The organism is Parahaliea aestuarii (assembly GCF_008064635.1).
GTDB lineage: Bacteria > Pseudomonadota > Gammaproteobacteria > Pseudomonadales > Halieaceae > Parahaliea > Parahaliea aestuarii.
The window spans coordinates 264,123-279,767 of sequence record NZ_VRYZ01000003.1 but is presented as its reverse complement, the minus strand read 5'-3'; the positions used below and the strand labels follow the sequence as shown (position 1 = coordinate 279,767).

The 15,645-nt window shown below is 65.6% G+C and carries 14 protein-coding genes; 4 read left to right on the top strand and 10 right to left on the bottom strand.

Annotated elements, in window-relative coordinates:
• Position 1: 1 nt before the first annotated feature.
• The 5 genes from FVW59_RS08510 to FVW59_RS08490 form a co-directional block, all read right to left on the bottom strand.
• Entirely contained in the window at positions 2–997 is a 996-nt protein-coding gene (locus tag FVW59_RS08510) for an alpha/beta fold hydrolase (RefSeq protein WP_148063823.1), read from the bottom strand.
• Positions 998–1,009: 12 nt separating this feature from the next.
• Positions 1,010–1,612 (bottom strand): YceI family protein, encoded by a 603-nt coding sequence (locus FVW59_RS08505; protein ID WP_148063822.1) that lies wholly within the window; start codon positions 1,610–1,612, stop codon positions 1,010–1,012.
• 74 nt (positions 1,613–1,686) lie between these two features.
• Positions 1,687–3,576 carry a DNA topoisomerase IV subunit B gene (parE, locus tag FVW59_RS08500; protein ID WP_148064042.1) on the bottom strand — a complete coding sequence of 630 codons (1,890 nt, stop codon included), beginning with the start codon at positions 3,574–3,576 and terminating at the stop codon, positions 1,687–1,689.
• Between the two features lie 61 nt (positions 3,577–3,637).
• Complete coding sequence (gene cpdA / locus FVW59_RS08495) at positions 3,638–4,483, bottom strand: 3',5'-cyclic-AMP phosphodiesterase (protein ID WP_148063821.1); 846 nt, start codon at positions 4,481–4,483, stop codon at positions 3,638–3,640.
• A gap of 19 nt (positions 4,484–4,502) precedes the next feature.
• Complete coding sequence (locus FVW59_RS08490; RefSeq protein ID WP_148063820.1) at positions 4,503–4,952, bottom strand: DUF1249 domain-containing protein; 450 nt, start codon at positions 4,950–4,952, stop codon at positions 4,503–4,505.
• A gap of 294 nt (positions 4,953–5,246) precedes the next feature.
• Here FVW59_RS08490 and FVW59_RS08485 point away from each other — a divergent pair, with 294 nt between their 5' ends.
• Complete coding sequence (locus FVW59_RS08485) at positions 5,247–6,662, top strand: TolC family outer membrane protein (protein WP_148063819.1); 1,416 nt, start codon at positions 5,247–5,249, stop codon at positions 6,660–6,662.
• Between the two features lie 18 nt (positions 6,663–6,680).
• Here the strand turns inward: FVW59_RS08485 and waaA are convergent, their stop codons facing one another.
• Positions 6,681–8,045 (bottom strand): lipid IV(A) 3-deoxy-D-manno-octulosonic acid transferase, encoded by a 1,365-nt coding sequence (gene waaA / locus FVW59_RS08480; protein ID WP_342779695.1) that lies wholly within the window; start codon positions 8,043–8,045, stop codon positions 6,681–6,683.
• A 49-nt stretch (positions 8,046–8,094) separates the two neighbouring features.
• On the opposite strand from waaA, the gene FVW59_RS08475 reads away from it, so the two are divergent.
• Together FVW59_RS08475 and FVW59_RS08470 are read left to right on the top strand one after the other, a co-directional pair.
• The gene (locus tag FVW59_RS08475; RefSeq protein ID WP_148063818.1) at positions 8,095–9,291 is read left to right on the top strand and encodes an FAD-dependent oxidoreductase; all 1,197 of its coding nucleotides are present in this window, start codon (positions 8,095–8,097) and stop codon (positions 9,289–9,291) included.
• Entirely contained in the window at positions 9,288–10,079 is a 792-nt protein-coding gene (locus FVW59_RS08470; RefSeq protein ID WP_148063817.1) for an aldo/keto reductase, read from the top strand. Before FVW59_RS08475 ends, FVW59_RS08470 begins: the two co-directional genes overlap by 4 nt.
• A 15-nt stretch (positions 10,080–10,094) precedes the next feature.
• On the opposite strand, the gene hldE is transcribed toward FVW59_RS08470, so the two are convergent.
• On the bottom strand, positions 10,095–11,540 hold the full coding sequence (hldE, locus tag FVW59_RS08465) for a bifunctional D-glycero-beta-D-manno-heptose-7-phosphate kinase/D-glycero-beta-D-manno-heptose 1-phosphate adenylyltransferase HldE (RefSeq protein WP_148063816.1): 1,446 nt from the start codon (positions 11,538–11,540) through the stop codon (positions 10,095–10,097).
• A gap of 142 nt (positions 11,541–11,682) precedes the next feature.
• Between hldE and FVW59_RS08460 the strand changes: the two genes are divergently transcribed.
• On the top strand, positions 11,683–12,297 hold the full coding sequence (locus FVW59_RS08460; RefSeq protein ID WP_148063815.1) for a class I SAM-dependent methyltransferase: 615 nt from the start codon (positions 11,683–11,685) through the stop codon (positions 12,295–12,297).
• A 27-nt stretch (positions 12,298–12,324) separates the two neighbouring features.
• On the opposite strand, the gene FVW59_RS08455 is transcribed toward FVW59_RS08460, so the two are convergent.
• Genes FVW59_RS08455 through FVW59_RS08445 form a run of 3 tightly spaced genes read right to left on the bottom strand, consistent with a single transcriptional unit; the run spans position 12,325 to position 15,339 of the window.
• Entirely contained in the window at positions 12,325–13,407 is a 1,083-nt protein-coding gene (locus FVW59_RS08455) for a prenyltransferase/squalene oxidase repeat-containing protein (protein ID WP_148063814.1), read from the bottom strand.
• On the bottom strand, positions 13,404–14,120 hold the full coding sequence (locus FVW59_RS08450; protein ID WP_148063813.1) for a class I SAM-dependent methyltransferase: 717 nt from the start codon (positions 14,118–14,120) through the stop codon (positions 13,404–13,406). The genes FVW59_RS08455 and FVW59_RS08450 overlap by 4 nt, the downstream gene beginning before the upstream one ends.
• Positions 14,107–15,339, bottom strand: a complete 1,233-nt coding sequence (locus tag FVW59_RS08445) for a glycosyltransferase family 4 protein (protein WP_246139679.1) — start codon at positions 15,337–15,339, stop codon at positions 14,107–14,109. The genes FVW59_RS08450 and FVW59_RS08445 overlap by 14 nt, the downstream gene beginning before the upstream one ends.
• Positions 15,340–15,645 lie beyond the last annotated feature (306 nt).

Sequence of the window (15,645 nt, the reverse complement as noted above, 5' to 3'; positions counted from 1 at the left end):
TTCACAGGGAGCGCAGGAAGGTCAGCAGCGCGGCGTTGGTCGCCTGCGGCTGCTCCTGCTGCACGAAATGCCCGGCGCTGGGGATGCGAATATCACCGCGTAAATCCGGCACCAGCTCGCGCTGGCGCTCGAACACATCATCCGGGCAGAGTTTGATGACCGGATCGCTTTCACCGGCGATGAACAACGCGGGACAGGGCAGCGGCTCGAACAGGCGCTCCCGAAACCTGCCCCAGTTGGCATCCATCGCACGGTAGGAATTGAGGCCGCCGGCGAACACCGCCGCTCCCGGCTGCGACAGATAGGCGGACAGGTAGGTCGCGAAGTCCGCCTCGCTCATCCAGTCCCAGGGCAGGGCGCGTGGCGGTTCTGCCAGCACATCCATATAGGTGGTGCCACCGCTGGGATAGCGGGTCCAGTCGAGCAGGTCCCCCTCGGCGCCGAGGGCCCAGAACAGGCGCCGCAGGAAGCTTTCTTCACAACCAGCCAGATCCGCCTCGGCGACCCCCGGCTGCTGGAAGTAGTGCATGTGGAAGAAATGCTGCGCCGCGACACCGGCAAACAGTTCCGACGGGCGAACATCGCCACCCCCGGCCAGCGGCATGCCGCGCGGCGAGGCCAGCGCCGCTATCGCACTGATGCGCTGCGGATGGTGCAGGCCCATGTGCCAGGCCAGGTTGGCGCCGAAGTCGTGCCCCACGAGGACAGCGCTGTCCTGACCGAAGCAGGCCTGTACCGCAAACAGGTCGGCGGCCAGGTGATCGAAGCGGTAAGCATCGCTGTCCAGCGGGCGCGAGCTGTCACCGTAGCCGCGCATGTCCAGCGCCACGGCCCGGTAACCCGCCTCTGCCAGCGCGGGCAACTGGTGACGCCAGCTGTACCAGAGCCCGGGGAAACCGTGCGCCAGCAGCACCAGCGGGCCCTGGCCCGCACTGACGCAGTGCAGGGTGATATCACCCTGCTCAACGAAATGGTGCTGAAAGGCGGCCTGGGCCAAGGGCGAAGGCCCTCAGGAGGAACTGGCGGGCTTGAAGACCAGATGGAAGGTGACCGGCACCGCCGTGCTGATACTGTTGAGACCGGCCACTTCCTGCAGCGCGGCAACACCTTTGAGCAGGTCGAAGTTATTGGCACTGAGCAATACCGGTCGGGCGGTAATCACCCGCAGCAGCCCGGTGCTTTCACCGATCACTACCACCGGTACCGATACTTTGGATTCCACCCCGTGCAGCGACAGGTTCACTTCCAGGTCGGTGGACAGCACCGTGCCCGGCTCAACCTGAGAGAGAATCGCCGGGTCGACCTGGCCGGTCACATTGGCCGTGGTGAATTTGGCGGTATCGAACAGCATCTCACGCATGCGCTGATCGCGAATCTCGATACCGGTATCAACCGATGCCAGGTCAATACCCAGCTGAACCGCCCCGTCTGCGCCGACAAAGCCGACCAGGGAGCCGAAGCGGTGGGTTTCCGCCACGGCATCGTTCTTGATGGAGATGAAATTGAGGCTGGAGCTGTCGTTGTCCAGTTCCCACTGCGCCGCCGCCGTGCTGGCGGCCAGCAACAGGCCGAGGCCGGTGGCCAGTCCTGCAAAAGTCTGTCTGATACCCATGGTCGCTACCTCTGCTTGTTGATGGGACAGGGGCGCCCACTGTAACACGGGCGCCCTCGCTTTCGCCGGCCTCCCTAGGCCAGCACCTCCGCCAGGTCCCCCTTGCTTTCCAGCCAGGCCTTGCGATCCGGCGAGCGCTTCTTCGCCAGCAGCATGTCGAGCATGGCGTTGGTATCGTCGCCCGGGTCCAGCACCAGGCGCACCAGGCGCCGGGTGTCCGGATCCATGGTGGTCTCCCGCAGCTGCAGGGGGTTCATCTCGCCGAGACCCTTGAAGCGCTGTACGTTGACCTTGCCCTTTTTCTTCTCCGCCTCGATGCGGTCCAGTACGCCCTGCTTTTCCGCCTCGTCGAGGGCGTAGTACACCTCCTTGCCGACGTCGATGCGGTACAAAGGCGGCATGGCCACGAACACGTGTCCGGCCGCCACCAGGGGGCGGAAGTGGCGCACGAACAGGGCGCAGATCAGGGTGGCGATGTGCAGGCCGTCGGAGTCGGCATCGGCGAGAATGCAGACCTTGTGGTAGCGCAGGCCAGAGAGGTCGTCCGAGGCCGGGTCGATACCCAGGGCGATTGAAATATTGTGCACCTCCTGGGAGGCGAGAATTTCCTGGGAATCCACCTCCCAGGTATTCAGGATCTTGCCGCGCAGGGGCAGGATGGCCTGGAACTCGCGATCCCTCGCCTGTTTGGCGGAGCCGCCGGCGGAGTCGCCCTCCACCAGGAACAGTTCGCCGCGGCTCGGGTCTTCCCCGGAACAGTCCGCCAGCTTGCCCGGCAGGGCGGGGCCCGCGGTGACCTTTTTGCGGGTGACTTTCTTCGCCGAGCGCAGGCGGCGCTGGGCGTTGTTGATGCACAGCTCGGCGAGTTTCTCCGCCTCTTCCGTGTGCTGGTTCAGCCACAGGCTGAAGGCGTCCTTGGCCACACCGGAGACGAAGGCGGCCGCTTCGCGGGAGGACAGGCGCTCCTTGGTCTGGCCCGAGAACTGCGGATCCTGGAGTTTGGAGGAGAGCACGTAGCAGCAGCGTTCCCAGATATCGTCCGGGGTCAGTTTCACGCCGCGGGGCAACAGGCTGCGCAGTTCGCAGAACTCCCGCATGGCGTCCAGCAGGCCGGTGCGCAGGCCGTTGACGTGGGTCCCCCCCTGGGCCGTGGGGATCAGGTTGACATAGGATTCGGCCACCACCTCGCCGCCCTCCGGCAGCCACTGTAGCGCCCATTCCACCGCCTCGGTGGAGCCGCTGAAACTGCCGGTGAAGGGCTGCTCCGGCAGGCAGGGGAAGTCGATGGTGGCGTCGGCCAGGTAGTCGGTGAGGCCGTCCTCGTAGTACCACTCATCGCTCTCGCCCTTCTTCTCGTCCTTGAAGGTGATACGCAGGCCGGGGCACAGCACCGCCTTGGCCCGCAGCACGTGGCGCAGGCGCGACACCGAGAAATTCACCGAGTCGAAGTATTTCGCATCCGGAGTAAAGCGCACCGAGGTACCGGTATTGCGCTTGCCGCAGGTGTCGATTTGCTCGAGGTCGGACTTCTTCTCGCCGCCGCCAAACACGATGCGGTGGACCCCGCCATCGCGACGGATGGTCACCTCCAGTTCGCTGGACAGGGCGTTCACCACCGACACGCCCACCCCGTGCAGGCCACCGCTAAACTGGTAGTTCTTGTTGGAGAACTTGCCGCCGGCGTGCAGGGTGGAAAGGATCACCTCGACCCCCGGCTTGCCCTGCTCCGGGTGGATATCCACCGGCATACCGCGGCCGTTGTCGGCCACCGACAGGCTGCCATCCCGGTGCAGCACCACGTCGATACGGTCGGCGTGTCCCGCCAGGGCCTCGTCGACGCTGTTGTCGATGACTTCCTGAGCCAGGTGGTTGGGGCGCGTGGTGTCGGTATACATGCCGGGGCGCTTGCGCACCGGCTCCAGTCCGGTGAGGACTTCGATATCTTCAGAGGTGTACTGGGTCATGCCTGCGGTTACATCGATGTGAATGCGGCCCATTGTACACAAGGGCCACGGCTGTGCAGCGTCAGTGTTTCAAATATCCGCGTTGCTGCAGGTTGACCTCGAAGGTCACTCCCTGCACCCGGCTGACACCGGTGTCGAGACGGCCGTCCTCGTGCAGCTCCAGCCAGCGGTAACCGGGGGGCTGATCGTCGGCCTGGAAGTCCTCGCTGCCCGGTGCGAACTGCACACAGGTGGAGGGCGATGACAGCAGGCGCAGATCGCCGCGACGGCGGTCAACCTCCTGGTGGACGTGTCCCCACAGCAGGGCCTTCACCCCGGGGAAGCGCTCCACCACGGCGAACAGGGCGTCGGCGTCGGCCACCCGCTGCTCATCCAGCCAGTCACAGCCGATGGGCACCGGCTGGTGATGCAGGCAGACCAGGGTGTGCAAGCGGTCGTCAGCGGCGGACTGCAGCGCGCGCTGCAGCGCGCCGAGCTGGTCGGCGCCGATCTCGCCGCCGATCTCGCCGGGTATCTGGGAATTGAGTAGCAATATCTGCCAGTTGCCGATGCGCAGATCTCCGCACAGCAGCTCCTCACTGCCCGGCACCGCGGCCATCGCGGCGCAGTCATCGTGGTTGCCCGGCAGCCAGAACTGCCGCGGGCAGAAGGCCTGCAGCGCCGCCTGCAAGCGCAGGTAGGCCGCAGGCGCGCCGCCATCGGCGAGATCGCCGGTCGCCACCACCAGATCCGCCCGGCGACCATCGCGACGCGCCTGCTCGATCACTGCCAGCATGGAATGATCCGTATCCATACCGAGCAGGCGGCCGCCGCGCTCGCCGGCGAGATGGCAATCGGTGAACTGACAAATGCGAACCGTGCCGCCGTCGTGTGGAAGGTCCTGTCGCTGTGCAAGGAAATGTGTCATGGCGCCGCAGCGTCCGGAGTCAGCCGTTAACGACGTGGACAGTATCGACGCGGCCGTGGCCGAGACAGTGCTCCAGCCACTCGGCGAGAAAGTGGTTCTGCTGGATCTTCTCGTCCTGTTGCAGCATGTGGGTATTGGGGTAGTCGTAGCGGGCCGCGATGCGACGATGGGACTGGAAGGCGCCGACCTCGAGCATGCCGGCATCGTGATAGGCCCGCACCTCTACCCGCAGACTGCCGAGCCAGCGGTCGTCGGCATGGTACTGCTGCACCCGGAAGAAGGTGGTGTAACGGCTGCGCTCCAGCACTTCCAGCACCACCCGCGCAGGGCCGACATGGAACTCCCGGCTGTTGCTGTGTTCATAGTCCGGGAACAGGCGCAGCAGACGGGCGTAATTGGCTTCACAAACTGCATGCAGTTTGACGAGATCCATTTTGAAGGCCCGCTTGCGAGCCCGCTGTACGCTCATTACTGTCTCCGCTTGCTGTTGCAGGGTTACTGCTGTCTTTTCACCCAGCTGTACTCGGCACACAGGTTCAGTGCCGACCCGGATGTACAGCCGGCTCGGGGGAGTCGTCTGCGACGAATACACGCTGTAGCGCGACAGATAGTCCGCTCCTGCGTGGACGATTACTGAGTGTAGCACTTACCATGGCACTTTCGACGGCTGGCCGGCGGCTTTTATTGCGGCGTATTAACATGCGCCACCGCAGCCACACTGGTAAACTGCCACGCGCTTACCCGCTTGACACAGGGAAAATCCATGAAATCTAACGGACTTGCGCTGCTCGCGCTGTCAATGTTTCTTGGCGTGCAGGCCGCCCAGGCTGAATCGCTGCGCGATATCTACGAGCTCGCACTGGAAAACGACGCCCAACTGAAGGCTGAACAGGCCCAGTACCGCGCCAACCTCGAAAATGAAAACCTGGGCCGCGCCGCCCTGCTGCCGCAGATCAACGGTACCTACGACTACACCGACTCCGACCAGGATCGCAGCGCGGAGAGTGTCGGTATCGTCGACAGCGGCGGCTTTGGCCGCATCGACACCTTCACCAATACCGACACCGCCACCGACGGCTACCAGGTCTCCCTGAACCAGGCCATCTTTGACCTGCCCGCGTGGTTTACCTTCCAGTCCGGCAAGGAATTCACCAAGCAGGCGGAGGCCACATTCGCCGCCAACCAGCAGAACCTGATCGTGCGCACGGTGGAAGCCTACCTCGGTGTACTGCGCGCCCAGGACAACCTGTCCGCCTCACAGGCCGCAGAACGCGCCTTTGAGCGCCAGCTGGAGCAGACCCAGCAGCGCTTCGAGGTGGGCCTGATCGCCATTACCGATGTCTACGAAGCGCAGGCCGCCTTCGACCTGTCCAGGGTGAATCGCATTGTCGATGAGAACAATGTCCGTGTGGCGCTGGAGCAGCTGTCGGTACTCACCGGCCAGCACCACGACACCCTCAGCGTGCTGTCCGAAGACTTCGAGGTGAAGAACCCCGAGCCCACCGACCGCGCCGCCTGGGTAGACTTCGCGCTGGAAAACAATTTCCAATTGCAGGCCGCCCGCTACGCCGAGGAAGTGGCGCGCAATACCGCCAAGGCGAACAAGTACGGGCATGCTCCCAAGGTGGTGGGTAGCTACGCCTACTCCGACTACAGCACCGAGGGCGACCTGACCCGGAACCCCTCCACCGAGTTCGACACCTCGCCGGACAACGACACCGAGCAGAACCAGTGGCAGATCAGCCTGCAGGTACCCCTGTTCAGCGGCGGCGCCATCAGCGCCAATCGCCGCCAGGCCGCCGAACAGTTCAACGCCAGCCGCGAGAACCGCATCAACCTGACCCGCAACACGGTGACCAACACCCGCTCCCTGCACATGACAGTGATGACCGATGTATCCCGGGTCGCCGCGCGCAAGCAGAGCATCGTCTCTTCGAAGAGCGCCCTGGATGCCACTCAGGCGGGTTACGAAGTCGGGACGCGTAACGTTGTTGACGTACTCAACGCACAGAACACCCTGTTTGCCGCCGAGCGTGACTACGCCAACAGTCGTTACGACTACATCATCGACATTCTGCGCCTGAAAGAGCAGGCCGGACTGCTGAGCCCGGAAGACGTCTACCGTCTCGACGGAGCGCTGGAAGAACCCCCGGCACCGACCGCCAGCAGCACACCCTGAAAGCTGGCTGCCGTCGCCTCAGGGCGGCGGCAACTGTTCCGCCACCAGATGCAGCAGGCGCTCCCGGGCGCCGCCGTTCTCGGACACCACCTTCAGACCCGCCGCCCCCATGCGCTGACAGCGGGGCTCGTCGTCCAGCAATTGCAGTAGCGTTGCCGCCAGTTGCTGCGGCTGTTCTAGGCGGATCATGCCCCCTTCCGCCACCAGCAGGCGGCTGATCTCCTCGAAATTGAACATCCACGGCCCGGTGACCACCGGAGCGCCCCAGGCCGCCGCTTCCAGCACATTGTGCCCGCCGTGCTCGATCAGGCTGCCGCCGATAATCGCCACCCGCGCCGCACTCAGCAGCAGCAGCAACTCGCCCATGGTATCGCCCAGCAGGATGTCGTCTGCCGGCGCCGGGGCTCGCCCGGCCGAGCGGCGCAGCACCCGCCAGCCCCGCGCCTCGCACAACGCCGCCACACTGTCGAAGCGCTCAGGGTGACGCGGCACCAGCACCAGTAGCAACGCCGGGTACTGCTCACGCAGGGCGCTGAAGGCATCCAGAATCTGTTCGTCTTCACCCGGGTGCGTACTGGCCGCCACCAGCACCGGACGCTGCTCACAGGCCAGGTCGCCGCGCAGCTTCGCCGCCTCCCGGCGCAGCGATTCACCCAGTTCAAGGTCGAACTTGATACTGCCGGTCAAATGCAGACGCTCTCGCGGCAGGCCGAGCTCGACAAAACGCTCACCGTCAGCGCGGGCCTGGCAGGCCACGCAGTCCAGCTGGCCCAGCATCTTCCTGGTCAGCCCACCCAGGCGGGCGTAGCCTTTGGCGGACCGCGCCGACAGGCGGGCATTGGCCAGCACTACGCGGCAACCGGCGGCCGCGCTGTAGTGAAGCATATTGGGCCACAGCTCGGTTTCCATGATCAGCAGCAGCTGCGGCTGCAGGCGTCGAACGAAACGCCGCACCGCGCCGGGAAGATCCCAGGGCGCATAGACGTGAAATACGCGCTCACCGAACAGGGCCATTACCCGCTCTGATCCCGTGGGTGTGGTGGTGGTGACCGCGAGCTGGTGGCCGGGATAGCGCTGCAACAGTGCCTCGATCACCGGCGCCGCCGCGAGGGTCTCGCCTACCGATACCGCATGTACCCAGATGAGCGGCCGGACATCTGCCGGGGCAGTGAAAAAGCCGAGACGCTCAGCCCAGCGGCGGCGGTAGGCCGGCGCCAGGCGCGAACGCCACAACATGCGCAGCAGCACAAAAGGCATCAGGCAGTAAAACAGCAGACTGTAGAGCAGGCGCATCGTGGCTCCGGTGGCGGTGTTGGCCAGTGGCAGGATACCCGCCACCCGTAGCCCTCGCCAGTACAGCGCCCCACCATCGCGGGGCCGCATGCCGGCTCGCCAGAAGGTATACTGGCGCCTCATTCTCGCGGATGGCTTTATGAGCGCGACCACGCTACAGGTAGACGTTGCAATTATCGGCGGTGGAATCGCCGGACTGTGGACTCTCAATCACCTGCGTCAGCGGGGCTACAACGCCGTGCTGTTTGAGCAGGAGGCGCTGGGTTCCCGGCAGACAATCGCCTCCCAGGGCATGATCCACGGCGGTATCAAATACGCGCTGGGCGGTGCCCTGAACGCCGGTTCCGAGGCCATCGCCAGCATGCCGGACCTGTGGCGCAGCTGCCTGAGTGGAAACGGCCCGGTGGACCTGCGCGGCTGCCAGGTGCTGAGCGAGGACTTCTACCTGTGGTCCAGCGGCGGACTCGGCTCGCGGGTCAGCTCCTTCTTCGCCAGCAAAATGCTGCGCGGACGCGTGGAAAAGCTCGCCCGCCGGGACTACCCGGCACCGCTGCGATCGAGTGCTTTCCAGGGCCAGGTGTACCGGCTTGTGGACCTGGTGCTGGATGTGCCGTCCCTGCTGCACACGCTTGCCGACCGCTACCGCGACAGCATATTCCGTATCGACTGGGATACCTGCCAACTGGTTTGTGAAAACCGCCGCGCGGAGCTGCGCTGGCAGCACTGTACCCTGCGGCCACGCCAGTTGCTGCTGACCGCAGGGGCCGGCAACGAGGACCTGATCCGTCGCCTCGGCGCCACCGCCCCCGCCATGCAGCGCCGACCCCTGCAGCAGGTGTTGGTCAAACACCAGTACCGGGAGCCCTTTTTCGCCCACTGCAGCGGCAGCAACCCGTCGCCGCGGCTGACCATTTCCAGCCACCGCACCGCCAGCGAAGAGCCGGTCTGGTACCTGGGCGGGGATCTGGCCACCGAAAATACCGACGCCGAACCCCAGGAACTGATTCACAAGGCGCAGAGTGAACTGCGCCAGCTGATGCCCTGGCTGGACCTGGGGCGCAGCGAGTGGGCCACCATCCGCCTGGACCGGGCAGAACCACGCCAGTCGCGACTGCTGAAGCCCGATGCCGCCTACCTGGGCGCGGTGGAAGGCGTGGACAACGCGCTGGTGGGCTGGCCCACCAAACTGACCCTGAGCCCGGATTTGGCGACCTCCGTGGAGACCAGCCTGCAGGAACAGGGCCTGCAACCCGGCCCTGCCACTGATCTGTCCGCGCTGGCGGGACTGGGCCGCCCCGATATTGCCACCCCCTGCTGGGATGAGGCCTTCAAATGAGCTGGTTGCGGCCGCTGGGCAGCACCGGCCTGGCGGTGAGTGCACTGGGCCTGGGGACGGTGAAACTGGGCCGCGACCAGGGCGTGAAATACCCCGGGGGTTTTGTCATCCCCGACGACCGCGCGGCCCGCGCCCTGCTCAACCAGGCGCGCGATCTCGGCATCAACCTGATCGACACCGCCCCGGCCTACGGGCGCAGCGAAGAGCGACTGGGGCCACTGTTAGAGGGGCAGCGCAAGGACTGGCTGATCTGCTCCAAGGTGGGAGAGGAGTTTGAGGGCGGCCAGTCTCGCTTCGATTTCAGCCCGGAGCACGTGCACTTCTCTGTGCAGCGCAGCCTGTCGCGTCTGCGCTGTGAGGTCATCGATCTGGTACTGGTGCACTCCGACGGCAACGACCTGCAGATCATCGAGAACTTCGGCACCCTGCAGGCGCTGGCGGACCTGAAAAAGCAGGGCTTGATCCGCGCCTTTGGCATGTCCACCAAAACGGTGACCGGCGGCATCGCGGCGGCGCAGCAGAGCGACTGCGTCATGCTGACCTACAACCTGGACTACCGGGATGAAGAAGCGGTGCTGGCGGAATGTGCGCGCCTGGGCAGGGGCGCGCTGATCAAGAAAGCCCTGGCCAGCGGACACCTGAGCAGCACTGTGGATGATCCGGTGCGGGCCAGCATGGACCTGATCTTCGGCCACCCGGGCAGCAGCGCCGCCATTATCGGCACCATCACCCCGAGCCACCTGGCGGCCAATGTGGCTGCGGCACGCGCGGCGATGAAAGACGCGTAGCCGCAGCGCGGGCGCTTACTGCGACGGGTCCTGCCCCTGGTTGCGCTGGATGCGCTCCACGATTGCCGTGGTAGAGACATTGTCGACGAAGCCCAGCACCTGGACCTCGCCGCCGTAGCCTTCGACGACCTCCCAGCCGACTACGCCCGCCTTGTCGTAGTCGCCGCCTTTTACCAGTACATCCGGCTTGAGAACGTCCAGCAGGGAGACCGGCGTGTCGTCGTCGAAACAGACCACCCAGTCCACCGCCTCCAGCCCGGCCAGGACTGCCATGCGCCGATCCTGGGGGTTGATGGGACGGCCGCTGCCCTTGAGGCGGCGCACCGAGGCATCGCTGTTGACCGCCACAATCAGGCGGTCACCCAGCTTGCGCGCCTGCTCGAGATAGCTGACATGGCCGGCGTGGATGATGTCGAAACAGCCGTTGGTGAAGACCACTTTCTCGCCCTGGGCGCGGGCGTCGGCGACAACCACGGCCAGCTGGTCCAGGCTCAGGGCGCCGCGCTCGGAGCCGGTCTCCGACTGCACCGCCCGGCGCAGCTCGGGAGCGCTCACGGCGGCGGTGCCCAGTTTGCCAACCACGATGCTGGCGGCGATATTGGCCAGGGCCACCGCATCCGGCAACGGCGCACCGCCGGCAAGGGAGGCCGCCAGTACGGCGATCACCGTATCCCCGGCACCGGTCACATCGAACACCTCCCGGGCCCGGGCCGGCAGGTGCAGCTCCTCGACGCCGGGGCGCAACAGGGTCATGCCGTGTTCACCGCGGGTGATCAGCAGGCCCGCAAGGTCCAGCTCGGTCATCAGCTTTTCCCCCGCCGCCACCAGGTCCTGCTCGCTGCGGCAGCGCCCGGCAACTGCCTCGAACTCGTGCAGGTTGGGGGTCAGCAGGGTGGCGCCGCGGTAACGGCTGAAGTCGGTGCCCTTCGGATCCACCAGCACCGGCACCCCGACCGCCTTCGCCGCACCGATCAGCGGCTGCGGGTCGACCAGCGCACCCTTGGCGTAGTCGGACAGCACCAGCGCGCCACAACCCTCTAACAGGCTGGACCAGTGCTGTTCCAGGCTGTGGCCGGGAGCGCAAAACTCACTCGCTTCAAAGTCGAGACGAATCAGCTGCTGCTGGCGACTGATCACCCGCAGCTTGGTGATTGTGGGCATGTCGTCGAGGCGCTCGAAAACACATTTGACCCCGGCCCCTTCCAGCATGGCCTGCAGGGTGTCGGCCATCTCGTCGCGACCGGTGTAGCCGCCGAGGGTGGCGCCGGTGCCGAGAGCCGCGATATTCAGCGCCACGTTACCGGCGCCGCCGGGGCGGTCCGTGATCTGCTCCACCCTGACCACCGGCACCGGTGCCTCGGGGGATATACGCGAGGTGGGGCCCGCCCAGTAACGGTCGAGCATGATATCCCCCAGCACCAGTACGCGAGCCTGGTCGAAGCGGGGCATGGTCAGTTTCATGGTGACAATCCTTGCTTGGCGACCCGGGAGTCGCAGCCAACATTGCCGCGCATGATAGCACGGGCGCCGCCGCCTCCCGGCCGCTTGCCGCTCCAGGACAAAGGCGCTAACGTGTCGGGCTTTGCCCGCCACGAGACCGCCCATGATCCCCGACCTTCCCGCCAACATCGAGCAAATCAAGGGCTTTCTGGCCGCGGATGAAGGGGCTGCGCTGTACCGCCACGCTCAGGCCGCGCGCGCGCTGGGACCGGTACTCGAAGTCGGCAGCTACTGCGGCAAGTCCACCCTCTACCTGGGCCTGGCCTGCCGCGACGGCGGCACCGTCTACGCCCTGGATCACCACCGCGGGTCCGAGGAACACCAGGCCGGCGAGATGTTCCACGACCCGGATCTCTATGACAGTGGGGAAGCGCTGGTGGATACCTTCCGCGAGTTTCGCCGCAATATCCGCACGGCTGGCCTGGACGACACGGTGGTACCGCTGGTCAGCAGTTCCGACGTGGTGGCGCGGCACTGGCGCACGCCACTCGGCATGGTGTTTATCGACGGTGGCCACAGCCTGGATGCGGCCCTGCTCGACTATCGCTGCTGGAGCTGCCATCTGGTGCAGGGGGGCATTCTGGCGGTTCACGATTTGTTCCCGGATCCTTACGAAGGGGGCCAGGCACCCTGGGCAATCTACCAGATGGCGCTGGCCTCGGGGCTGTTCGCAGAAGTTGAGCGGGTCAATACCCTGGGGATACTGCGGCGCCTGTAAAGGCGGCCGCAGCGGGGCGAATCGGTTTCAGTCCGCCTTGCGGCGGCGAGGCTCGGCTTCGACTCCGGCCAGGGCCGGCAGCAGCTCAATCGAGGTAAACAGCCGCGAGGCAGCGGTGTGGCCGGTGAGGGCATCCGCCGCCAGCAGGATGGCGCCGGCGGTCCAGGTGGGTTTCTCATCCGGCCACAGCAGGTCCTCCACCATCTGGTAACCGGTCCAGTAGGCGCCGTCCTGCTCCCGCCACTGGTGCAGCCAGCTGTAGACCTCCACCGCCCGGGCGTGATCGCCGGCGGCCAGCAGGGCCATCACCAGCTCGCAGCTTTCCGCTACCGTCACCCAGGGCTCCTCGCACACGCAGCGGCAACCCAGGCCCGGTTCCACAAATTCGTCCCAGCGCGCCGCCAGCCGGGCGCGGGCCTCGCTGCCGCGGACGGCGCCGGTCAGCACCGGGTAGAACCAGTCCATGGAGTAGCGGGATTTGCTCTCCCAGGTGCGGTCGAAACGCTCGGGCTTGTGGCGCAGGGCATTGCCCAGGGCGTCGCGGGCGGCCAGCCAGTCGGGGCGCGCCCGGTTCAGGCTGACGGCAATATTGTGGGCGCACTCCAGGCTCTTGTAGATCGAGCTGCAGCCCGTCACCAGGGCATCGCCCTTGGCCCGGCCCGCCTCGTCCACTGCCCAGTCGACCTCGCCGTGTTCAGACTGCAGCGCCAGCACAAAGCCAATGGCCTTTTCCACGCAGGGCCACATGGCGGCCAGGAAGGTGTCACTGCGGCTGATCAAGTAGTGGTGCCAGACGCCGGTGGCGACGTAGGCGACGAAATTGGTCTCGCGCCGCTCGGTGTTATCCGCTGTGCCGTCGCGGTAGGCGGCCCACCAGCTTCCGTCCTCCAGCTGTTTCTCGCGCAACCAGTAGTAGGCCCGCTCGGCGGCCGCCAGTTCGCCGGCAATGGACAGCCCCATGGCGGCCTCCACATGGTCCCAGGGGTCAGCATAGCCGCCGCTGAACCAGGGAATTTCGCCGCTGGGCAACTGCTCGCGCAGCAGGAACTGCACGGTGGGCCGCAGAAAATCGTGGGGGAAGAGTCCCCGACTCAGGTACAGACCACTCACGCGACAGCCTCCTTGCGGTAGTACATGACCACGCTCTTGCCGAGCAGCGGGTTGAGCAGGCGCTCCAGGGTACGGGTAAGGGCCGGGCGTTCCATCAGGTCCCACACCAGCAGGCGGTGATACTGGCGAATCAGCCAGTTGCTGTCCTGGGTGTTCCAGAACAGACACTTGAGCCACCAGAAAGGCGCGTGCAGGGCGTGGGCCCAGTGCCGCTGATAGCGGGAGAAGCCCAGGGCCTCGATTTCGCTGGAAAGCCTGTCGGCGCGAAAAATACGCAGGTGGCCACCGGGTACCTGGTGGTATTCCCGCGACAGGGCCCAGCAGATTTTCTCCGGCCAGCGCCGCGGCACACTGGCGCAAAACAGTCCACCGGGCTTCAACACCCGATCGATCTCGGCGAGGGCTGCGCGATAGTCGGGGATGTGCTCCAGTACTTCCGAGCAGATTACCTTGTCGAAGGTATTGTCCGCGAAGGGCAGCGCCAGGGCGGTGGCGGAACTCAGGCCAAAACTTCGCGCCGGGTCATCCGCGCGGGCAAAGGGCGCGAACTTTTCCCGGGTAGTGACAAGGTCGCTGAGTGCGAGATCTACTCCTACCGCCTGCACCTGGCCCTCCAGGTAGGCGGAGATGACGTGGCGTCCTTCACCGCAGCCGAGGTCCAGCACCCGGTCGCCGGGGCGCAACTCGAAGTGATCAAAATCAACTGTTTGCATCGAGCACCCGTTGGTAATAGCGGCTCATGTCCCGGGCGCAGACCTCCCAGCTGAATTTTTCCAGAATGCGCTGGCGGCCAGCGGCGCCGAGCCGGGCCCGGCGCTCGGGGTCCTCCAGCAGGCCGGCGATACCCGCGGCCAGGGCCTCGACATTTTTTGCCGGTACGATAACACCGGCATCGCCCACCACCTCCGGCAGGGCCCCGCCGTCGGTCGACACCACCGGCACAGCGCAGGCCATGGCCTCTCCGGCAGGCAGGCCAAAGCCCTCGTAAACCGATGGCACCACCGCCACGGTCGCCTCGGCATAATAGGCCACCATCTGCTGCGTGGTGATGCCGCTTACAAACTGCACCTTGTCGGCAATACCGAGGTGGTGCAGCAGCCGCTCGGTCTTGCCGCCCGGTTGGGGTTTGCCCACCAGCAGCAGTTCCAGCCGCGGATAGCGGGTCAGCAGGCTGGCGTAGGCCCGCAGCAGGTAGCGCAGGCCCTTGAGGGGGGCATCCGCCGAGGCGGTCGCCATCAGGCGCAGGGGGCGCCGCGGGATGTCCGGCAGGGGGCGGAATTCGTCGGTGTCGATGCCGTTGTAGACCAGGTCGATGCTGGCCGGCTGCAGGCCGAAGTCACGGGCGATATCCTGGCGCGAGCAGTCCGACACGGTCACTACATGGTGTAACTGCTTCACCACTTTTTTCTGCATGTGCAGGAAGGAGTGCCAGCGCCGGATCAGGGTCCGCTCCCACGCCGTTTTGGCGGCGCCCAGGGCGATGCGCAGATCGCTGGTGATGGGGTGGTGCACCGTGGTAACCAGGGGGATGCCCATGGCCTGCAGTTTCAGCATGCCGTAACTGAGACTCTGGTTGTCGTGCACCAGGTCATAGTCGCCCCTGTGCTGCCGCAGATAGCGCACGGCCCTGCGACCAAAGGTATAGGGTTCGGCAAAGCCACCGGTCAGCTTGGAGGTCCACTCGATGATGTTGGCCATCGAGTTGAGGTGTCGTGGCCGCAGGGACGCCAGGCCGTTCTCGAACAGGTCCAGGCTCGGCAGCTGGATCAGCTTTACACGGGGGTCGAGATGCGGATAGGGCGGGCCGGAAATCACATCCACCCGGTGCCCGGCATCCACCAGGGCCTTGCTCAGGTACTTGAGATAGACCCCCTGGCCGCCACCAAATGGCGCCGAACGATAGCCCAGCAGGGCAATCCGCAGCGGGCGCACAGCCGGGCGCGCTGCCTCCGCGGGCGCGGACTCCGCGTCTCGGCCACCGCTGCCGGCGTCCGTTGTAGAAATAGTATCGAGCTGCCTGATGGGGGCGTCCTCGTCACATCTGGGTGGGTCACAGGACACCGAGCGGTGCCTGCGTGGAGCTCAGAACGTGCCCGAAAGCCCCTCGAAGCCCTTGGATTCTATCAAGGGCCACTTAAAATGCCAGCCCCTTTACGATCGTACAGTGAAAACCGCTTTGGCGACTTTTCGTAGTTTGCCGGCAATCCACCTATAATTAGCCACTTTTTGCAGCGAACC

Coding starts and splice junctions, on each gene's coding strand:
- FVW59_RS08505 (WP_148063822.1), bottom strand. CDS start 1,612: ATGGGTATCAGACAGACTTTTGCAGGACTGGCCACCGGCCTCGGCCTG.
- parE (WP_148064042.1), bottom strand. CDS start 3,576: ATGACCCAGTACACCTCTGAAGATATCGAAGTCCTCACCGGACTGGAG.
- cpdA (WP_148063821.1), bottom strand. CDS start 4,483: ATGACACATTTCCTTGCACAGCGACAGGACCTTCCACACGACGGCGGC.
- FVW59_RS08490 (WP_148063820.1), bottom strand. CDS start 4,952: ATGAGCGTACAGCGGGCTCGCAAGCGGGCCTTCAAAATGGATCTCGTC.
- FVW59_RS08485 (WP_148063819.1), top strand. CDS start 5,247: ATGAAATCTAACGGACTTGCGCTGCTCGCGCTGTCAATGTTTCTTGGC.
- waaA (WP_342779695.1), bottom strand. CDS start 8,045: ATGCGGCCCCGCGATGGTGGGGCGCTGTACTGGCGAGGGCTACGGGTG.
- FVW59_RS08475 (WP_148063818.1), top strand. CDS start 8,095: ATGAGCGCGACCACGCTACAGGTAGACGTTGCAATTATCGGCGGTGGA.
- FVW59_RS08470 (WP_148063817.1), top strand. CDS start 9,288: ATGAGCTGGTTGCGGCCGCTGGGCAGCACCGGCCTGGCGGTGAGTGCA.
- hldE (WP_148063816.1), bottom strand. CDS start 11,540: ATGAAACTGACCATGCCCCGCTTCGACCAGGCTCGCGTACTGGTGCTG.
- FVW59_RS08460 (WP_148063815.1), top strand. CDS start 11,683: ATGATCCCCGACCTTCCCGCCAACATCGAGCAAATCAAGGGCTTTCTG.
- FVW59_RS08450 (WP_148063813.1), bottom strand. CDS start 14,120: ATGCAAACAGTTGATTTTGATCACTTCGAGTTGCGCCCCGGCGACCGG.